The sequence below is a fragment of the Pontibacter aquaedesilientis genome (assembly GCF_014773225.1).
Lineage (GTDB): Bacteria > Bacteroidota > Bacteroidia > Cytophagales > Hymenobacteraceae > Pontibacter > Pontibacter aquaedesilientis.
Map to the genome: position 1 here is coordinate 754,171 of NZ_JACXAJ010000001.1, position 17,372 is coordinate 771,542.

Annotated in this window: 22 protein-coding genes; 17 read left to right on the forward strand and 5 right to left on the reverse strand. The window is 46.9% G+C overall.

From position 1 onward, the window contains the following. Positions 1-53: 53 nt before the first annotated feature. Positions 54-554: a YciE/YciF ferroxidase family protein gene (locus H9Q13_RS03290; RefSeq protein ID WP_191182310.1), complete on the reverse strand. Its 501-nt coding sequence runs from the start codon at positions 552-554 to the stop codon at positions 54-56. A 346-nt stretch (positions 555-900) separates the two neighbouring features. Between H9Q13_RS03290 and H9Q13_RS03295 the strand changes: the two genes are divergently transcribed. After that, the gene (locus H9Q13_RS03295; RefSeq protein ID WP_191182311.1) at positions 901-1,797 is read left to right on the forward strand and encodes a cyanophycinase; all 897 of its coding nucleotides are present in this window, start codon (positions 901-903) and stop codon (positions 1,795-1,797) included. On the opposite strand, the gene H9Q13_RS03300 is transcribed toward H9Q13_RS03295, so the two are convergent. Then, the gene (locus tag H9Q13_RS03300; protein WP_191182312.1) at positions 1,794-2,720 is read right to left on the reverse strand and encodes an isoaspartyl peptidase/L-asparaginase family protein; all 927 of its coding nucleotides are present in this window, start codon (positions 2,718-2,720) and stop codon (positions 1,794-1,796) included. The genes H9Q13_RS03295 and H9Q13_RS03300 overlap by 4 nt on opposite strands. Before the next feature lie 171 nt (positions 2,721-2,891). On the opposite strand from H9Q13_RS03300, the gene H9Q13_RS03305 reads away from it, so the two are divergent. Then, positions 2,892-3,269 carry a DUF3127 domain-containing protein gene (locus tag H9Q13_RS03305; protein WP_191182313.1) on the forward strand — a complete coding sequence of 126 codons (378 nt, stop codon included), beginning with the start codon at positions 2,892-2,894 and terminating at the stop codon, positions 3,267-3,269. 149 nt (positions 3,270-3,418) lie between these two features. Further along, positions 3,419-4,039, forward strand: a complete 621-nt coding sequence (locus H9Q13_RS03310; protein ID WP_191182314.1) for an AlbA family DNA-binding domain-containing protein — start codon at positions 3,419-3,421, stop codon at positions 4,037-4,039. Here H9Q13_RS03310 and H9Q13_RS03315 read toward each other — a convergent pair. After that, positions 4,036-4,473, reverse strand: coding sequence for a toxin-antitoxin system YwqK family antitoxin (locus H9Q13_RS03315; RefSeq protein ID WP_224744035.1), 438 nt, complete (start codon positions 4,471-4,473; stop codon positions 4,036-4,038). The genes H9Q13_RS03310 and H9Q13_RS03315 overlap by 4 nt on opposite strands. A 293-nt stretch (positions 4,474-4,766) precedes the next feature. On the opposite strand from H9Q13_RS03315, the gene H9Q13_RS03320 reads away from it, so the two are divergent. Next, entirely contained in the window at positions 4,767-6,191 is a 1,425-nt protein-coding gene (locus H9Q13_RS03320) for a PhoH family protein (protein WP_224744036.1), read from the forward strand. Positions 6,192-6,294: 103 nt separating this feature from the next. On the opposite strand, the gene H9Q13_RS03325 is transcribed toward H9Q13_RS03320, so the two are convergent. Beyond that, positions 6,295-6,849, reverse strand: coding sequence for an SRPBCC family protein (locus H9Q13_RS03325; protein WP_191182315.1), 555 nt, complete (start codon positions 6,847-6,849; stop codon positions 6,295-6,297). A gap of 198 nt (positions 6,850-7,047) precedes the next feature. Between H9Q13_RS03325 and H9Q13_RS03330 the strand changes: the two genes are divergently transcribed. Both H9Q13_RS03330 and H9Q13_RS03335 read left to right on the forward strand, forming a co-directional pair. Then, positions 7,048-7,497 (forward strand): YkvA family protein, encoded by a 450-nt coding sequence (locus H9Q13_RS03330; RefSeq protein WP_191182316.1) that lies wholly within the window; start codon positions 7,048-7,050, stop codon positions 7,495-7,497. A gap of 252 nt (positions 7,498-7,749) precedes the next feature. After that, positions 7,750-10,077: a S46 family peptidase gene (locus H9Q13_RS03335; RefSeq protein WP_191182317.1), complete on the forward strand. Its 2,328-nt coding sequence runs from the start codon at positions 7,750-7,752 to the stop codon at positions 10,075-10,077. Between the two features lie 92 nt (positions 10,078-10,169). Here the strand turns inward: H9Q13_RS03335 and H9Q13_RS03340 are convergent, their stop codons facing one another. Next, entirely contained in the window at positions 10,170-10,544 is a 375-nt protein-coding gene (locus H9Q13_RS03340; protein ID WP_191182318.1) for a hypothetical protein, read from the reverse strand. Positions 10,545-10,676: 132 nt separating this feature from the next. Between H9Q13_RS03340 and H9Q13_RS03345 the strand changes: the two genes are divergently transcribed. The 11 genes from H9Q13_RS03345 (at position 10,677) to H9Q13_RS03395 (ending at position 17,301) form a co-directional block, all read left to right on the forward strand. Then, positions 10,677-12,131 carry a tyrosine-type recombinase/integrase gene (locus H9Q13_RS03345; protein WP_191182319.1) on the forward strand — a complete coding sequence of 485 codons (1,455 nt, stop codon included), beginning with the start codon at positions 10,677-10,679 and terminating at the stop codon, positions 12,129-12,131. Between the two features lie 166 nt (positions 12,132-12,297). After that, complete coding sequence (locus H9Q13_RS03350) at positions 12,298-12,774, forward strand: DUF4262 domain-containing protein (protein ID WP_191182320.1); 477 nt, start codon at positions 12,298-12,300, stop codon at positions 12,772-12,774. Between the two features lie 72 nt (positions 12,775-12,846). Further along, a complete protein-coding gene (locus tag H9Q13_RS03355) occupies positions 12,847-13,320 on the forward strand; it encodes a hypothetical protein (RefSeq protein ID WP_191182321.1) in 474 nt (157 codons plus the stop codon). A gap of 29 nt (positions 13,321-13,349) precedes the next feature. Further along, positions 13,350-13,772 (forward strand): protein-tyrosine-phosphatase, encoded by a 423-nt coding sequence (locus H9Q13_RS03360; protein ID WP_224744037.1) that lies wholly within the window; start codon positions 13,350-13,352, stop codon positions 13,770-13,772. A gap of 91 nt (positions 13,773-13,863) precedes the next feature. Next, complete coding sequence (locus H9Q13_RS03365; RefSeq protein WP_191182322.1) at positions 13,864-14,211, forward strand: hypothetical protein; 348 nt, start codon at positions 13,864-13,866, stop codon at positions 14,209-14,211. Between the two features lie 88 nt (positions 14,212-14,299). Further along, complete coding sequence (locus tag H9Q13_RS03370) at positions 14,300-14,704, forward strand: hypothetical protein (RefSeq protein ID WP_191182323.1); 405 nt, start codon at positions 14,300-14,302, stop codon at positions 14,702-14,704. A gap of 88 nt (positions 14,705-14,792) precedes the next feature. Further along, on the forward strand, positions 14,793-15,185 hold the full coding sequence (locus H9Q13_RS03375) for a hypothetical protein (RefSeq protein WP_191182324.1): 393 nt from the start codon (positions 14,793-14,795) through the stop codon (positions 15,183-15,185). A gap of 93 nt (positions 15,186-15,278) precedes the next feature. After that, positions 15,279-15,860 carry a hypothetical protein gene (locus H9Q13_RS03380; RefSeq protein ID WP_191182325.1) on the forward strand — a complete coding sequence of 194 codons (582 nt, stop codon included), beginning with the start codon at positions 15,279-15,281 and terminating at the stop codon, positions 15,858-15,860. 128 nt (positions 15,861-15,988) lie between these two features. Further along, on the forward strand, positions 15,989-16,312 hold the full coding sequence (locus H9Q13_RS03385) for a nucleotidyltransferase family protein (RefSeq protein WP_191182326.1): 324 nt from the start codon (positions 15,989-15,991) through the stop codon (positions 16,310-16,312). A 13-nt stretch (positions 16,313-16,325) separates the two neighbouring features. Continuing rightward, positions 16,326-16,613 (forward strand): HepT-like ribonuclease domain-containing protein, encoded by a 288-nt coding sequence (locus tag H9Q13_RS03390; RefSeq protein WP_317173871.1) that lies wholly within the window; start codon positions 16,326-16,328, stop codon positions 16,611-16,613. 94 nt (positions 16,614-16,707) lie between these two features. Further along, positions 16,708-17,301: a hypothetical protein gene (locus H9Q13_RS03395; protein WP_191182327.1), complete on the forward strand. Its 594-nt coding sequence runs from the start codon at positions 16,708-16,710 to the stop codon at positions 17,299-17,301. The last annotated feature ends 71 nt before the right edge of the window (positions 17,302-17,372 follow it).

Consider the following 17,372-nt stretch of genomic DNA (forward strand, 5'->3'; position numbering starts at 1 on the left):
CAGCTTGGGTAGCTTGGGGAAAGGACAGATTTTTTTCGGTATGTTTTAGCGTGTTACTTCTGCTTGTGTTCAGCTTTGATATTGATTTTACTTTCGGCAATATCGGTCAGCTTTAGGTCAGTGGCTTTTTCTTCCTCCAGCGTTTTGTGCAACAGGTTCAGCACCTCTGTGTGGCCCAACTGCTTGGCATAGGTACATAGCGTACCGTATCCTGCTATTTCGTAGTGCTCCACGCGTTGTGCTGAGGCAATCAGGGCGGCGTCCATCACATCAGAGTCAGCGTTTTCGGACATCATGTCCTGCGCTTCCTTGATGATTCCTTCCATCGCCTTGCATTTTTCGCCAGAGGCTTTCTTGCCCATTAATTCGAAGACTTTCTCCAGTCGCTCAATCTGAGTTTCAGTCTCAGCCAGGTGCATCTCAAACGCTTTTTTCAGCTGCGGCGAAGAAGCCTCCTTCATCATTTTAGGCAGCGCCTTTGTGATTTGCTTTTCGGCATTATAGATGTCCTTGAGTTCGTGGATAAATAAGTCGTTCAGGTTGTTTAGTTTCATAGCTTGGAAAGGTTTAGCGTCGATTATTAATTACAATTGCTTGTGGACTTACTATACGGTATGTTTTTTCATAGGTTAGAAAATATAATTATTATTAGGCAAAGTCTATATTTGCAAAATTGGATTGCTTCGTGTATATGACTATTACTATATAATTATATCTGTAACTTTACGAGAACGGGCTTTTGAATCGGACTGGTGGCAAACCAGGTTATTAATAAATGCCGGGATGGCGTAACGAATTCGTAAAATTTTGGTACTCTTAGTTGGGTAGTCTGTTAGAGCAGTATACCTAAAATAATTTCATTGCGCATTCAATACATTACCAGAGTAAAGCAGCAAAAACGTGGAAATACCTAAAGGAAAGCTTATTGCAATTGGCGGAAATGAAGACAAGGGTTCGTACCCAAACCCAAGGACAAAGAAAAAGTATTACCTTGATTTTTTTGAGCTGGGTATTCTGAAGCGTTTCCTGAGCGAGATTCCCGCCAAAGCCCCTGTTATTGAAGTGATCACCACGGCTTCGCTTATACCTGAGGAGGTCGGGGAGCGCTATGAAAGCGCATTTGCCATTTTGGGTTGTGACAACGTTCACCTGATGCACATCCGGGAAGAGGAAGACGCCTTGAAACCTGAGTATTTAGAGCGTATCAAAAAGGCTGACGGCGTGATGTTCAGCGGGGGGGACCAGTCCCGGCTGACCAGGATTTTTGGCAATACGGAATTTCTTGAAATCGTGAAGCACCGCTATTGGAACGAGGAGTTTGTGGTGGCCGGAACAAGCGCCGGTGCCATGGCCATGTCTGAGATCATGATCAAAGGAGGCAGTTCGACAGAGGCCCTGCTGCGCGGCTCTGTTAAAATCGGCCAGGGATTTGGGTTGATTTCCGGTGTCATCATCGATTCGCACTTCGTGATCCGGGGGCGTTTCGGGAGGCTCATGGAAGCCGTGGTAACGCATCCCAAAACCGTAGGTATAGGCCTGGGCGAAGACACCGGGGTACTCATCACCCAAGGCCACATGATCGAGACCATTGGCTCAAACCTGGTTGTGATAGTAGATGGGCACGGCGTGGACTATACCAATATAAATGACATCGAACCGGGCAAACCAGTGGCAATAGCCGGCATGATGATGCACGTTCTGGCCAAAGGCAATGTATTCAATATCAATTCACGGGTGTTTTTCAAAAGCATGGAACTGCTCGAAAAGAAAGAGCTTCAGTCAGAAGACCGCAGTTAGCCTTTGTAAATAGCCACCTTCGCATCGCCGTTACTGGTGCGGCTACCACGGTACATACCTTCTGAGTTAAATGGCAAGGCCAGGTTTCCGGCCGCATCAACAGCAATCAGGCCGCCTTCTCCGCCGAACTTCACCAGTTTTTCCTTCACAACCAGGTTGCAGGCCTGTTGCAAGGTATAGCCCTTGTATTCCATCAGACAGGATACGTCATAGGCCACCACCGCCCGGATGAAATACTCCCCATGTCCGGTACAGGAAATGGCGCAGGTCTTGTTGTTGGCATAGGTGCCAGAGCCAATGATCGGGGTGTCCCCTATTCGATTGAAGTTTTTGTTGGTCATGCCGCCGGTTGAGGTAGCCGCTGCCAGATTACCTGCTTCGTCCCGGGCGACAGCTCCCACTGTGCCAAATTTCCTTTCTTCGGTGTGGTCGAGCATGAACACATCGGTATCGCGCACATCACGCCACTGTTTATAGCGGTGCGAGTCATAGAAATACTCCTCCGGCTCAAAGGCGATGCCGTGCTTGCGGGCAAATTCCTCGGCGCCATACCCGCTCATGAACACATGGTCAGAGTGCTCCATGATCGCCCGGGTCAGCGTAACCGGATTCCGGATACTGCGCACGCCGGCGACAGCGCCTGCCTCGAGTGTCTTTCCGCACATGATGGCCGCATCCATCTCATGCTTTCCTTCTTTGGTGAACACAGATCCTCTTCCGGCATTGAACAAATGCGAATCCTCTAGTTCTGCCACGGCTATTTCAACGGCGTCCAGGGCTGTTCCGCCGTCAGCAAGCACACGATAGCCTTTGTCCAGGGCTTTTGCCAATGCGCCCTTGTAAGCTTTTTCGAGTTCAGGTGTCATAGATGCCGGGGTAATGGTGCCGGCACCTCCGTGTATGGCGATTGAAAAGTCAGGCATGGTATGGTATTGGTTGGTTTTTTAGCCTCCTACGCCCATTTTGGCAGCCCTGTTCAGGAAGAGGCAAAATCAGGCGAAAAAATATGGGACCGACCGCAATTCTGTCCGCATGAAGGCAAAGATTTTGTATATTTGTAATTAGATCAATGTATTCATTCAAAAGTTTATTTTATGTCGTTTGATATTCAAGGAAAGCTGTACGAAGTGTTTGAGGAGCAGCAAGTAAGTGAAAAGTTCAGAAAGCGTGAGTTCGTACTGGAGATTCCTGACGGGCAGTACACGCAGCACTGCAAGTTCCAGCTCACGCAGGATAAGTGCAGCCTGATAGAGCAGTACAAGCAAGGTGATGAGATCAAAGTAACCTTCAACCTGACCGGCAAGCCTTTCACCAAGAACGGTCAGACCATGTATTTCACGAACCTGCAGGCCTGGCGTATAGAAGGTGCTGCGGCCAACGGCGGATTTGGCGCTCCTGCTGGTGCCCCGGCTCAGGAATCAGCCGCTCCGTCTTTCTATAGCAGCGACGCAGACAACGACCTGCCTTTCTAATAAAATATTACGTAAAGAAAAGCGGGCCCCTGTGGCTCGCTTTTTTTATGCCTTCTACATTTTAAATACTTGTGGCAGTATCCATAAACCGGAGACCATGCTTTCGTTTAAGGTATAGCCGTCTCCTCCCATTGCAAAAACCCTCACCTATGGATGACCTACAGCACCTGATCTGGCAGGGTGAAAACGACCAGGTAGATTTTAAACAGCGTGTCACCCAACCTGACAAAATAGCCCGCACGCTGGTTTCCTTCGCAAACACCCGGGGTGGTACCGTTCTTATTGGCGTAAAGGACGACGGGAGGCTGGTAGGTATAGACCCCGAAGAAGAGAAACATACTTTGGAACTGGCCGCCGGTTTTTACTGTGATCCGCCCTTAAAGCTGGCGTATGAGGAAGTCGAGGTGGATGGGCACACTATCCTGAAAGTGACTGTACCGGAGAGCAGCCACAAACCGCACTTTGCCAAGGTAAAAGAGGGCGATTGGCGCGGCTATGTGCGCGTGAAAGACACCAGCGTGCAAACCAGTAAGATGGTGAATAAAGCAATGCAGGCAGAGGAGCCAGAATTTGAGCCTATACCTTTGGATCGGCATGAACAGGCTGTGTTGGATTACCTGGCCCTGAACCGGCGTGTTACGCTGCGGCAGTACACGAAAATAGCGAACCTCTCTGAACGACGGGCCTACCGCTTGCTGGTCAAGCTGGTGATACATGGCTACCTGCGACTCCACGATAAAGAAAAAGAAGCTTACTATACCTTGAGTTAGTCGGGCTGCAAGTTTTTTCTGCCAACCAAGTCCAAAGTTATTTCATTTCCTTTTTCATAGTATTCGGAGTGGCTGAACTGTCCTTGCCGGTTGTATACCTGCCAGGTCCCAAACCAGAAATAGTGGATGTCCCGCGCCGTTTCCACTACTTTAGCCATTCCCTGTTTTTCCAGTTGGCCATTGTCGTGGAAAATTTTAACCAGAAATTCCTTGCTGCCTGGCTTATGGTACTCAATCTTTCTTATTGTGCCGTCCGAATAATAATAGCGCCACTTTCCTCTCTCCTGCCCGTGCCTATACCTGCCTTTGCGCAACAGTGTGGTGTTGTCGCTCAGGTATAGCTTCCACATGCCATGCTGGCGGTTTGCCTTGTCGTAACGATTGGGCTTAAACGGCCATTGCAGCTTCTTCCTGACAGGCTCTGCTGTTGCCATAAAAGGCATTAAAATGAGCAAGATGAAAAATAAGACGTAACTGCTACGCATAGGGTTGAGCATGAAGTTAAGGTGGGCTTCCTGTTCAAATATAAAAATTTTATTTTTTAAACTAAATATTTAGTTTTACTAAATTTGGTTTGTAAGGTTTTCTAAATCAGGCCTCTATATTTTGCTTTGCTAAGCCGCTATAACAGGATTTGTTCGTGGATTCCAATATAGTGTTTTGGATATAGACCAAAGCGCAGGGCTTTTCGTAAATAAGAGTAAGTTCACCCTTTAGCCCTACCCTTATGCCCAAGCAAACCCAGAAACCCAAGGAGGCGACGTCTGAGAAACTGTCCCGCACAGCCAGCAAAGTAAGAGCCACTGCAGCAGATAACACCAAAACTGCCGAAGCCAAAACCAAGAAGATTTTCGTACTCGATACCTCCGTCATTCTCTACGATCACAGTGCGGTGCAAAACTTTCAGGAGCACGATGTTGCCATCCCGATCACGGTGCTTGAGGAGCTCGATAACTTCAAGAAAGGCAACGACATCAAGAACTTTGAGGCGCGTGAATTTATCCGTTTCATCGACAAGCTCTCCTCAGAACACATGCTGCAGGAGTGGATTCCGCTCAACGGCAAGACCAAAGGCAAGTTCAAGGTCATGATGAATGGCAGCGCCAAACTCGACGCCACCAAGATTTTCGGGGATAAGAACGACCACCATATCCTCAACTCAGCCCTGCACATGCAGCAGGATTTCCCCAAAAGCAAGGTGGTGCTGGTCACCAAGGACATCAACCTACGCCTGAAAGCCCGTTCTCTCAACCTGACGGCCGAAGACTACGAGACAGGCAAGATTCAGGACGTGGCCGGCCTTTATACCGGTAGCGATACGCTGGAGGATGTGGCACCCAACGTCATCAACGACTTGTATGAGCAAGGCATATGCGAAAGTGGCAAAGTGACCAAGGAAACACCGCCCGACAATCACTTCTATGTGCTCAAAAGCTTTAAAAACTCGATCCTCTCTTACTACAATCCCTCTGAGAATCAGTTTGAGCGGGTTGACAAGCAGAGTGCCTTTGGCGTGAAGCCGCGCAATGCCGAGCAGACCTTTGCCATGCATGCCCTGCTCAACCCAAAGATCAAGCTAGTCAGCATACAGGGGGTGGCAGGAACTGGCAAGACCTTGCTGGCCCTGGCCAGTGCGTTGGAGCAGCGCCGCGATTACAAGCAAATATACCTGGCAAGGCCTATTGTGCCGCTCAGCAATAAAGATATTGGCTATTTGCCTGGCGATATCAAATCGAAGCTGAACCCTTATATGGAGCCGCTATGGGATAACCTCAAGTACATCCAAAACCAGTATGCCGAGAACAGCAAGGAGTATCAGAAGATCCGGGAATTGGTAGATCTGGAGAAGTTGGTGATTACACCGCTGGCCTACATTCGCGGGCGCAGCCTTTCCAATATCTACTTCATCGTGGATGAGGCGCAGAACCTGACTCCGCACGAAGTGAAGACCATTATATCAAGGGCCGGCGAGAATACTAAGATTGTGTTTACGGGTGATATCTACCAGATCGATACACCCTATCTGGACTCGCAGAGTAATGGCCTTTCGTACCTGATTGACAGGGCCCGGAACCACCCTTTATACGCACACATCACTTTGCTCAAAGGGGAACGCTCCGAACTGGCGAACCTGGCTAATGAATTGCTATAATTAGCGATCTCGTTTTAAAAAAGCAAGGCCCTGGCTAAGGTATAGCCAGGGCCTTGCTTTTAAATGCTTCCTATCATAAACTACGATCGGGCTTTTGTAACCATTAATTTTTGGTGAGGGAGCCGCTTTTGTTTTCAACCAGCGACTTCAGGGCCAGTAAACTTTGTTCGGTTTCCTGCTCTGTTTTAAGCTTTTTGAAGAAGCCCTTATACCTGCCCAGCGTAGAATCGTCCAGGGTTGTCTCCTGTTGCCATACTATGCGTGTTCCTTCCGTGACAGGTTCCAGGCTGAAGACTCCGTTGGTGATGTGGGCTGTGCCTTTTGTATACAGCTTATAATTCAGCAGCGAAGGTGGCGTGCTTTCTGTGAACTGCATTCTCACGGTGCCTACTCTATCGCCGTGCCACTCCTGCGATGCCCCTTTGCCTGCCATGGGGCCTCCATACAACCGGATCATGGACGGGTCATAGGACTTGTTCCAGGCATTCCACCTCTCCCACTCGGTAGGGTTGCTGATGAGCGGATATACCTGTTCTGCCTTTGCCTGCACCGTAACCGAACGACTGACTTCGTAAGACACCGGCAGCAGGTAGGAACCAAAATAAACAGCAGTCGCCGCCATGAGCAGCGATACCAGCACGTAGAGCGACGCTTTCATAAAATCTGCAAAATGCCTGGAAGAATGTTGTACAATTAGCTGTTAAAGGTACACCAATTTAAAGTAGAAAAAATCATTCAGCCAAGCATCGGCCCATAATTATTTTTATTGACATGGATGGATGGCTACAGACGGTTCCTTTCCCCTATACCTAATCAGAACCGACACCGTATAAGGTCCAAACGAAAATCCGAAACCATGATTCAAGATTTGATAAATAAGGGACTGCAGTTATCGCAGCACACGATTTTTAAGAAATTTTTGGGGAAAGCTGGAGGACTGATGTCCAAGCCGGTGAAGCTGGGCATGCTGCTGACGACCGCCTATGGCAAGCTGGTGGATGTAGACAGCGGCAAAAGCGGGTTTGAGCAGGTAAAGGAGGTTATGCAGACGTTCATTCGCCTGGTGAGGTCCTATGTTAACGGGTCTTACCGGGATGTTTCCAAAAAGTCCATGCTGATTGGCGTGGCGGTGCTGCTATACCTGGTCACGCCGCTGGATATTATACCTGACTTTATACCCGTGATCGGATTCCTGGACGATATCAGCCTGATGGCCTGGTTCATCGACTCCTTCCAGAAAGAGATCTCAAACTTCAAGGCCTGGGAAAGCAGCAAAAACTTTGAACCCACCATGGGAACGCTTTAAAGAATTAAGAATTAAGAATTAAGAATTAAGAATTTCATCTATAGACTCTCAGGCATTCCCTGTAAAAGACTCTGTGCGTGTACTTGATGTTATCAGGGGAAATAAGCGAAAGGCTGTTGCAAATCTTGCAACAGCCTTTTGTTTTAGTGGTTCCTGTTCTGGTTCTATATTAATTGGTGAGGCCGGTTCAATTCCTAATTCCTCTTTATTCTGTATCTTCGGCTTTCAAAACCAACACAAAATAAATCTAACATGATCAGCAAACGCATCGTAGCATTTTTTGCTGCTGCCTGCCTGAGTTTAGGTATAAGCACGGCCCGACCTGACGAGGGTATGTGGCTGCCTATGCTTCTCAAGCAGCTCAACGAATCGGAAATGCAGAAAAAAGGCATGAGACTCTCTGCCGAAGACATTTACAGCATCAACCAGTCCAGCCTCAAAGACGCCATCGTTTCGTTTGGCGGTTTCTGCACCGGCGAGATGATTTCCTCGGAAGGTCTTTTGCTTACCAACCACCATTGCGGCTACGGCCAGATCCAGAACCACAGCACCGTGGAGAAGGATTACCTGACAGAGGGCTTTTGGGCCATGACCCGTGAACAGGAGCTTCCGAATCCGGGCCTGACCGCTACTTTCATCGTTCGCATGGAAGACGTGACACAGCAGATTCTGGCAGGTATACCGGCAAATGTCTCCGAGGCCGAGCGCGAAAAAATGGTGCAGCAAAACATCAGCAAAGTGCGCCAGCAGGCTACTGCCGGCACGCATTATGATGCCGTGATTCGCCCGTTCTTCTATGGCAACGAATACTACATGTATGTAACGGAAACCTTCCGCGATATCCGCATGGTGGGTGCACCTCCGTCCTCAATCGGTAAGTTCGGTGGCGATACCGACAACTGGATGTGGCCACGCCATACCGGTGACTTCTCCATCTTCCGCATCTATGCAGGAGAGGACAACAAGCCAGCCGACTACTCGCCCAACAACAAACCCTACAAGCCAAAGCATCACCTGCCCATCTCGCTGAGTGGTGTGCAGGAGAACGACTTCACCATGGTGTTCGGTTTCCCGGGCCGTACCAACGAGTACCTGACCTCGCATGCAATTGAGGAAATCTACGAAGTATCGAACCCGGCAAAGATCAAGATCCGCGATACCAAACTGGCGATTCTGGATAAAGACATGAAAGCCTCCGACGCGGTGCGCATACAGTACGCCGCCAAATATGCCAGCGTGGCCAATGCCTGGAAAAAGTGGATCGGTGAGAACCGTGGCCTGCGCAAAGCCAACACGATTGCCCGCAAGCAGGAACTCGAGCAGCAGTTTACACAGTGGGCCAATGCGGATGCCAGCCGCAAACAGACCTATGGTAACCTGATTACCGAGTTTGCCAACAACTACAAGGCGCTGGAAGGCATCACTATTTCCCGTGATTACATACTGGAAGCTGCCTGGGGCGTGGAGCTCGTCAGGTATGCCAATGAGTATATCAAACTGAACGAACTGCTTGAGGCCAAGGCACCGCAACAGGAAATCAATGCACAGCTGGATCGTCTGGAGCGCGGCATACCTGGTTTCTATAAAGACTACCACGCTCCTACCGACAAGAAAGTGTTTGCCGCTCTGATGAGCATGTATTACGAAGGGATAGACCCGAATATGCATCCGGAGGCTTTTAAAACTGTTCGCCAGAAGTACAAGGGTGATTTCAGTAAATATGCCGAGGAGGTATACGGCAAATCGCTGTTCACATCGGAGAAAGGCGTTCGCCAGGCTATTGCAGATACAAGGGCCGGTCAAGGCAACCCGCTGAAAAATGATGCGGGCTTCCAACTGGCCAGTAGCATCAACGACCACTACCGCACCAATATTCTGCCTACCTACACCAAGGTAAACGATAACCTGAACCTGCTTTACAGAACGTATGTAGCCGGTTTGCGTGAGATGCAGGCAGATCGTAAGTTCTACCCGGATGCCAACTCTACGCTACGTGTGGCTTACGGCAAAGTGGAGCCTTATGAGCCGGTGGACGGCGTGAAATACAAGTACTATACCACGCTGGAAGGCATTATAGAGAAAGCCGCCTCCGGTGCTGCGGAAGACTATGCTATACCTGCCCGCCTGCAGGAACTGTATGACAACAAAGATTACGGCCCTTACGGCGTAAACGGACAGCTGCCTGTCGCCTTCATCGCCTCGAACCATACCACTGGCGGTAACTCTGGTTCTCCGGTGATCAATGCCAATGGCCAACTGATTGGCACGAACTTCGACCGTAACTGGGAAGGCACCATGAGCGACCTGACCTATAACCCGGACCAGGTACGCAACATTTCGGTGGACGTGCGCTACATGCTGTTTATTGTAGACAAATTTGCCGGTGCCGGTCATTTGGTGAAAGAGATGACACTGGTAAATGACAATACGTCGGGTCTGCCGCAGGTTGACGCTCGTCGCAAATCCGAAATTCCGGCAGAGGCAACGCAGCTTTCTGATAAAGAAAAGCGCAAAGCTGAGAAGGCCGCCAGAAAAGCCGCCAAAAAGAAAGAAAAGGAGGCAGCTGAGGTTGTAAACTAAGTACTGTTTCTCCCCTATTGCAGGAAGCCCCGTCTGGTCGATCAGACGGGGCTTTTTGTTGGCGCTATATTGGCGTGCGGGTGTCCTTATACCTAGCTCTGCTCCATGTAAGGTTGCCAGTTGACGATGAGCACCTTCTCGTCGGGCAGCAGCAGGTACCCGTAGTCATAGCAGAAGTAATAGGTGTTGCCCTGTTTGGTGCGGTAGAGGTGGGTGAAGTGGCGGAAGTCGAAGCCGGCCGCCTGGAGCACTTCCCGCCGCAGGGTGGTCTTGCCCTCGGGGCTGTGGCGCTGCAGCACAAAGCGGTTATGGCGCAGCTTGTTGTTGATTTCCTTCATCAGGCGCTCGCCCGCGTTCTGTGCCTTTCGGCTGTTTTTGGCTACCGAGCGGCACTGGTCGCCGCAGAACCGCTTATCGATTCTGCCCGTCAGCTTCACGCTGCAGTTTTCACATGTTCTCTCTTGCATGTTCTCTCTTGCATGTTCTATTCGCCTTTATCCGGCTATACCCGGGTAAGCCGGGTATAGCCGGACTTACCCGGGTATTTTACGACTGGCTTGGATTTATGTGGTTAATTGCGGTTGTTAATTTCAAGCACCATGCAATTCCCGTCCAATCAGCCAGTTATCTACCTCAACGCTCTGGAGCATGAGGGCGCTAAATACATCCGCCTATGGCACAAGCCCAACCCTTTTATAGTGAAGCGGCTAAGGGAGGCCAACTGGATCAAGTACAGCAAGACCTATAGGTGCTTTGTGATGCACCACCGCCCGCAGAGCATGGAAATGACCTTCGCGCACTTTCAGGGGCTGGCTCAGGTGAACACGCGCTACCTCTACCGGCCCAAAAGGCTGAAGCCTGGCAAGCTGGTGGCTGTTTTGGCTGGTGGCCAGCAGGGCGAGCCCCTCCAAAAGCTGCCGGATTTGCCGGTGGTGAAGCTCCAGCCCATGCTGGTGGGGGAAAACAAGACGGTGGTCGGCATCACCTTCCGCCACAGCCAGAAGGTATACGAGACCCTGCGCCACAGCAGGCTGGCCACCTGGCAGCTGGAGCAAAAGTGTTTTGCCATACCCGAAGGCGGACAGCACATACAGGCCCTGGCCGAGGAACTGGAGGGCATTGGCTGGCTATGGCTGAGCCAGGAGCTGGTGGTGCGCGATATTGTGCTGCTGCGCAGGCTCTGGGAGCAGACCTACGTGAAGGGGGCGGACTACATCCCCTGCCCGATGGACTACCTGGAGAAGCTCTACCTGCTCAACTACTCCATGAACACGATCCGCACCTACCATTCTCTGCTGCTGCGCTTTCTCAACAGCCACAAAGACAGGGGGCTGGGGCAAATCAACCTCTTCACCGAGGAGGACATCAACCAGTACCACCGGCAGATGGTGCAGGCAGGGGCCTACTCCTGCTCTTTCATCAACCAGAGCATTAACGCTGTCAAGTTCTACTTCCAGCGGGTATTGGGGCGCCACGAGGTGCAGCTCAACAATGTGGAGCGCCCGGAGAAACCCGATAGGCTGCCCACCGTGCTCAGCAAGGAGGAGGTGAAGCGGATTCTGGAGGCCACCGACAACCTCAAGCACCGCTGCATGCTGCAGCTGCTCTACGCGGGCGGGCTTCGGATCGGCGAGGTGATCAACCTGCGGCTCACCGACGTGAAATCGGACCGTAACCTGCTGCTGATCAGGGGCGGCAAGGGGAAAAAGGACCGCACCACCGTGCTCTCGCAGAGGCTGCTGGAGAACCTTCGGCTCTATTACAGGGAGCACAGGCCGAAGGAGTGGCTTTTTGAGGGGCAGTTTGGCGGGCAGTACACGGCAGACAGCCTGCGCAATGTGTTCCAGGCCTGCCGCAAAAAGGCGGGGGTGAAGACCAACGCCACGCCCCATACGCTCAGGCACTCCTTTGCCACCCATTTACTGGAGCAGGGCACTGACCTGCGCTACATCCAGACGCTTCTGGGGCACCGCTCCAGCAAAACTACCGAGATCTACACACACGTTACCACCTACGCCTTGGATAAAATCGTGAGCCCGCTTGACAATCTGTAGAAATGAAGTATATTAGTGTTGCGCTATGGAAGTGATGGAAATGAAAGGCTCCTCTGGTTTTAAAGCCCATAAAAAGGTAGTATCCAAACTCCACACATAGTGCAGATAGTAGGAGTAGGTAGTCCTGCTATCAGATAGTTAGCCAGCATATGTAATCATAGAAAAGATGAATAAAGAAAAGACAGGGTATGAAAAACAACTTTCTGACATTAAAGAGCATGGACTACATGTTATTCATGTTTTAGAAGATGAAAAAGGTCCTAGCTTTTCTTATTCAGTAGGGCTGTTTCACAATTATCAGCATCCAGAAATCATAATGATTGGGCTAAAAAGAGAATTAGCCCATATACTGATCAATAATATTGCCTTTGACATCAAAGAAGGCAAAATATTCAAGGGTGGACAGTTTTACTCTGATATATTAGATGATTTTGAGTGCCTAATGCTAGACGTAGAAGCGAAAAACTATGATGAATACTTTGGGCAGGCAAGCAGGTTTTATGAAAGCAATGATTTCCCTGTGTTGCAGTGTGTTTATCCAACTGTAAGTGGGGTATACCCATGGGAAGATAATTGGCCAGAAAACCTAAAAGACATCCAACCATTATTGGGCAAAATCAATAGAAGCATTATCGAGAAATAATACATTGGCTAACCACACCCATAAGCCAGCTACGCCGCCTTATGGCCAAGTCCGTTAACTGTTATAAGAATTATGAATAAAAAGAAATGCTTTTTAGGCCTTGCCTTAATTCTTGTGACAGTCTTGTCTTACGGCCAGAATAACTATGTTAACCCAACAGGTTCATATACTTTGCAAGGTAAAAAGCTTAAGAATGGAGAAAGAGCTAACTACGGTGAAGTTCATGTGAAACTTATTGGCAACAACCGATTAGCAATTAGCTTCTACTACAATAAAGGCTATCCAAGCTACAATTCTGGTTCCTTTGTGGACACTTTGGATTATGTTGACAATAAGGCCGTCTATACCTATGATGAGCCTGAAATACCTACATCTGATTGTAGATTGACATTCACATTTCACAAGCAAAAAGTTACCATCAATCACGAAGCAGAAGATTACAATTATAGCTGTGGATTTGGAATGGGAGTAGTTGCAAGTGGGATTATGATTAAAACATCTGCCAAAATACCAGAGATTAAGGATTTCTGGGAGAACGAAGAATAACATCAGTTAACCCAGCACATAAGCCAAGCTTGGCTAAGCCTCGCTCACCTTATGTACAAACCGTTAGCCCTAAGTTAATTTATAAAAACATAAGAAAAATAGCCTTTGTGACTGAAAAACCGAACATACTGGTAGTTTGTGGACGAAACAAGAGAAGAAGCAGAACAGCAGAGTACATCTTTAAAAATGACATGCGCTTTAACATCAGGTCAGTCGGGCTTAGCCCAAAGAGTGAAAGGCAAATAAAAGAAAAGGACGTACTCTGGGCTGACATCATTTATGTTATGGAACAAGGACAGGGGGCAAGAATTGCAGGAACCAACAGGCAATTGGAATTACCTCCCCTAGAAGTACTTCATATAGAAGATGAATACGAGTACCTTGAGCCTGAACTGATAGAAATGCTAAAAGACAGAATCAATTCATCTCTCAAGGTAGTGTACAAAATTTGAAGAAAACCTGTGGCTAACCACACCCATAAGCCAGCTACGCCGCCTTATGGCCAAGTACGTTAGCGTCAACAGGTAATTACGAATTCACGAAATGGATGATAGGAAAGAATCTATTCTAACCCTCAGGAGAATTACTTCTGAATTTCTTAAAGGAGACCTCGACTTTATAAAATATTACGAAGTACTCTCCTTTGAATTAGGTTCTACTTTTGATCCTTTTGATTGGACAACGGAAGATTTGGAGAGTGAATTAGTTGAAGAGCTAAAGCTATATTTGAAATTTTCTGGTGGCGAGTTTGGAGAGCATAATGACTTCATTCCAAAGAATAAAGAATGGAAGTATGGAGAATCAGACGTGAAATATGCATGGATTGATTCTACAGAGTACAAAAAGCTTCTAAAGAGAGAGTATTCTCTAATTAAACTGAAAAAACTGTAAAACTGCATACGCTAACCCAGCACATAAACCATGCTTCGGCTACGCCTTGCTCGTTTTATGTACAAACCGTTGTAGTAAATTTGAATTAATGAATATTAGCCCCTCAATAATTGCTAATGTTGGTCTTGCCCTAACAGTAATTATAGCTTTGGCAGGAATAGATAAAAGGTTAAGAAGTGATAGGACATTACTAGTTATGGGTGTCGCAGCCTTGACAATTGGCATTGTTGGATTCTTAATCAGAAGTGAAAGTACAGGTATGGCAAGAGGGAATGCAGCTGACTTTTTGTTTGGCCCTTTCATCTATGTGCTTTCATATGGACTTCTTAGAAAGCTGTATAAAAGTATATACAAAGTTGAGCCTACTTATGTATGGCTATCTGGCTATGACGCAGAGGACATGAGAGATGTTAATTTTCTTGATAAAGTTGTCTATGTTCTGCCACTTCTGTTAGGAATGGTGCTCCCATTTATTGGAAAAGTAATTGAATAAAACTTGCTACAACATGGCACAGGCTCCATACGCAGCTACGCCTCGCTCGCAGCCTGTACTAAACGTTAGCCAAAATGAATGTTATAGAATGAAAGGACTCACTTTATCAATACTGACAATATTATCAGTCCTTTACTGTCTTCGCTTCGGGTATATCTGGACAGCTTATGGGCATGGTGGGCAAATGATTGGAATACCCTTCGCTCTACTTATGGTCGGCATGACAATAAGGTATGTAGCAGTTAAGGATGAAAGAAGAAAAGAAAAGGTGTTTTATGGGGCTCTGTTTTATTTCTCTGCATTGGCCTTGTTCAGCATAACAGTAGAAATAATCATAAGCAGTAACTCGAATTACTTTGAGCTACTTTATGCAGAGCCGGGAGGAATCGTGAATAAAATATTCATGGCATTTGCAGCAGCTGGAACTATAGCAACATTTCTAAAATTTCGGCAGATAAATAAACAGGAAGCTGTACAGTAGAATCTCTTTGGCTAACCCAGCACATAAGCCAAGCTTCGGCTATACCTTGCTCGCCTTATGTACAAGCCGTTGGCAGCAATTTCTAATTAAAAGATGAATAATACCCAAAGTATAGAGAAGGATTCAAAGTTGCTTTTGCTCATTCTAAGTATTTCATATGCTCTCTACATTGTGGTAGCATTTGACTTCATCACTCTTTATGAAATATTTGTAGACCTTGCTTTATTCGCGACATTGGTTGGAAGCATAGTATACATATTCAAAGTTGTTATAGCTTCAGCAAAAACAAAGCATCTCCCAAAAAAGTCTACAATTTTAATCACTTGCGCTGTAGCATTTTGCTACTTTCTCACTTTTGGGAATAGAAATGGAATGTTTGAAGGTGGAAAAATATTGGACGCCGCTTTCCTGGATGACAGAAGCAGAATAGACATAGCGCTCTATGAAAATGGAAAATACATCATATTCTCTAACTGGATGTTTGGTGAGGAAAGGTTTGAAGGGAAGTACAAGCTTGAAGGAGACACAATAAAATTTTTAACTACTCCTGTAATTGATAATGACTTTATCGCTCAAGAGGCAATTATTGATAGGAAAGAAAAAAAGATTTATTTCCGCAAGAACATTGACGGAAACTACATAAAGGACTTTTACTACTTTCAAATTGGTTTCTAAAATAACATCTGCCAACCACGTGTATACTTTATGCTCGGCTACGCCTTACACATCGTCTACACCAGTCCGTTGGGCGAGACAAAAATCAATATCAACAGTATAATAAAATAAGCGTAAATTGTGACACCATGAAAGCTATCAGAGATCATATACAGCAAATCGAAAATCTGTGTGATGAACATAGTGTTCGCTCTTTGTTTGCATTTGGCTCTGTAACAACGGATAGATTTAAGCCTGACAGTGATATTGATCTAGTTGTGGACATTGCTTCTGAAGATCCCATAGAATACTCTGACCATTACTTTGCATTAAAATTTCAATTAGAACAAATATTCCAAAGGGAGATCGACCTTCTAGAGCAGAAAGCAATCATGAATCCGTTTCTCAAACAGGAGATTGATCAGACGAAGATACTTGTTTATGGAAAGTTAAATCCGCATTTGGCTGGCTGACATCAAAAAAGCAATTTCTGAAATAAATCAGTTTTTACCCGCCGAGAAGAATTTTCTACTCTTCCAAAAAGACCTAAAGACAATAAGGGCAGTTGAGCGTAATCTGGAAATAATTGGTGAAGCTATCCACAGAATATTGAAAGTTGAGCCTGACATACAGATAACACATGCCCGCAGAATTGTAGACACTAGAAATAGAATAATTCACGGCTATGATACCGTATCTGAAGATATTATATGGGCTATTGTAATCCGGGAACTCCCAAATCTTGAACTCGAAATAGAAGCACTGTTGAAATAAAATTGCCTGGCCCAACACAACCTAAAACATACCAAGGCGTGCTTTAGCCCAGCCGTTATAGGCCAAGCAGACAATCATTGGATGGAGAATGATAATGAATAAAGAGATCGCTCGAGGACAAAACAGGTCAAATTCCAAAGTCCTTTTTACAGGTATTGTAACTGTTTTAGTTCTCTCCTTACTTATTTGGGAGCATTATCATGGTGGTATCGCCAGTCATCATATTCTGCAACAACAAAACCTGCCTGCAATCTCCAATTGGTGGAGCGGATTGTCACTTCCTGTTCTTACATGGTTTCTTGTAGGTATATCGGAAAAGAGGATTGGCAAACAATCTTCACAGGGACAGCAAACGCGCAACCTACAAATACAGGCTTTAAGACTTTTTGTAACAGGTTTGGGCTTAGGGGTTTTGATAGCAACTTCATTCACAAATGGATACAGCGCCTTTTTAGACAACATTCCTTACATCATATTAGTGCTCAGCTTAATTATTCCCATATTTTACGCTGAGTTTATCTTAGAATTTATAACTGGCATGACTTATACCTTTGGAGCAATATTGCCCACTGTTTTCATATTCTTACTGGCACTTATTGGAATACTTACCTATAGATTTATCAGACCAGCGATTGTAATGCTGACAGTGAAATTGAAAAGCGGTTTGCATAAAAGCCCGAGCCGATAACAAGGCATGCACTGCAAAGAAAAATCCCCGGGCAGCACTGAGTGCACAGTCCGGGGATTTTTTCTTTGCGG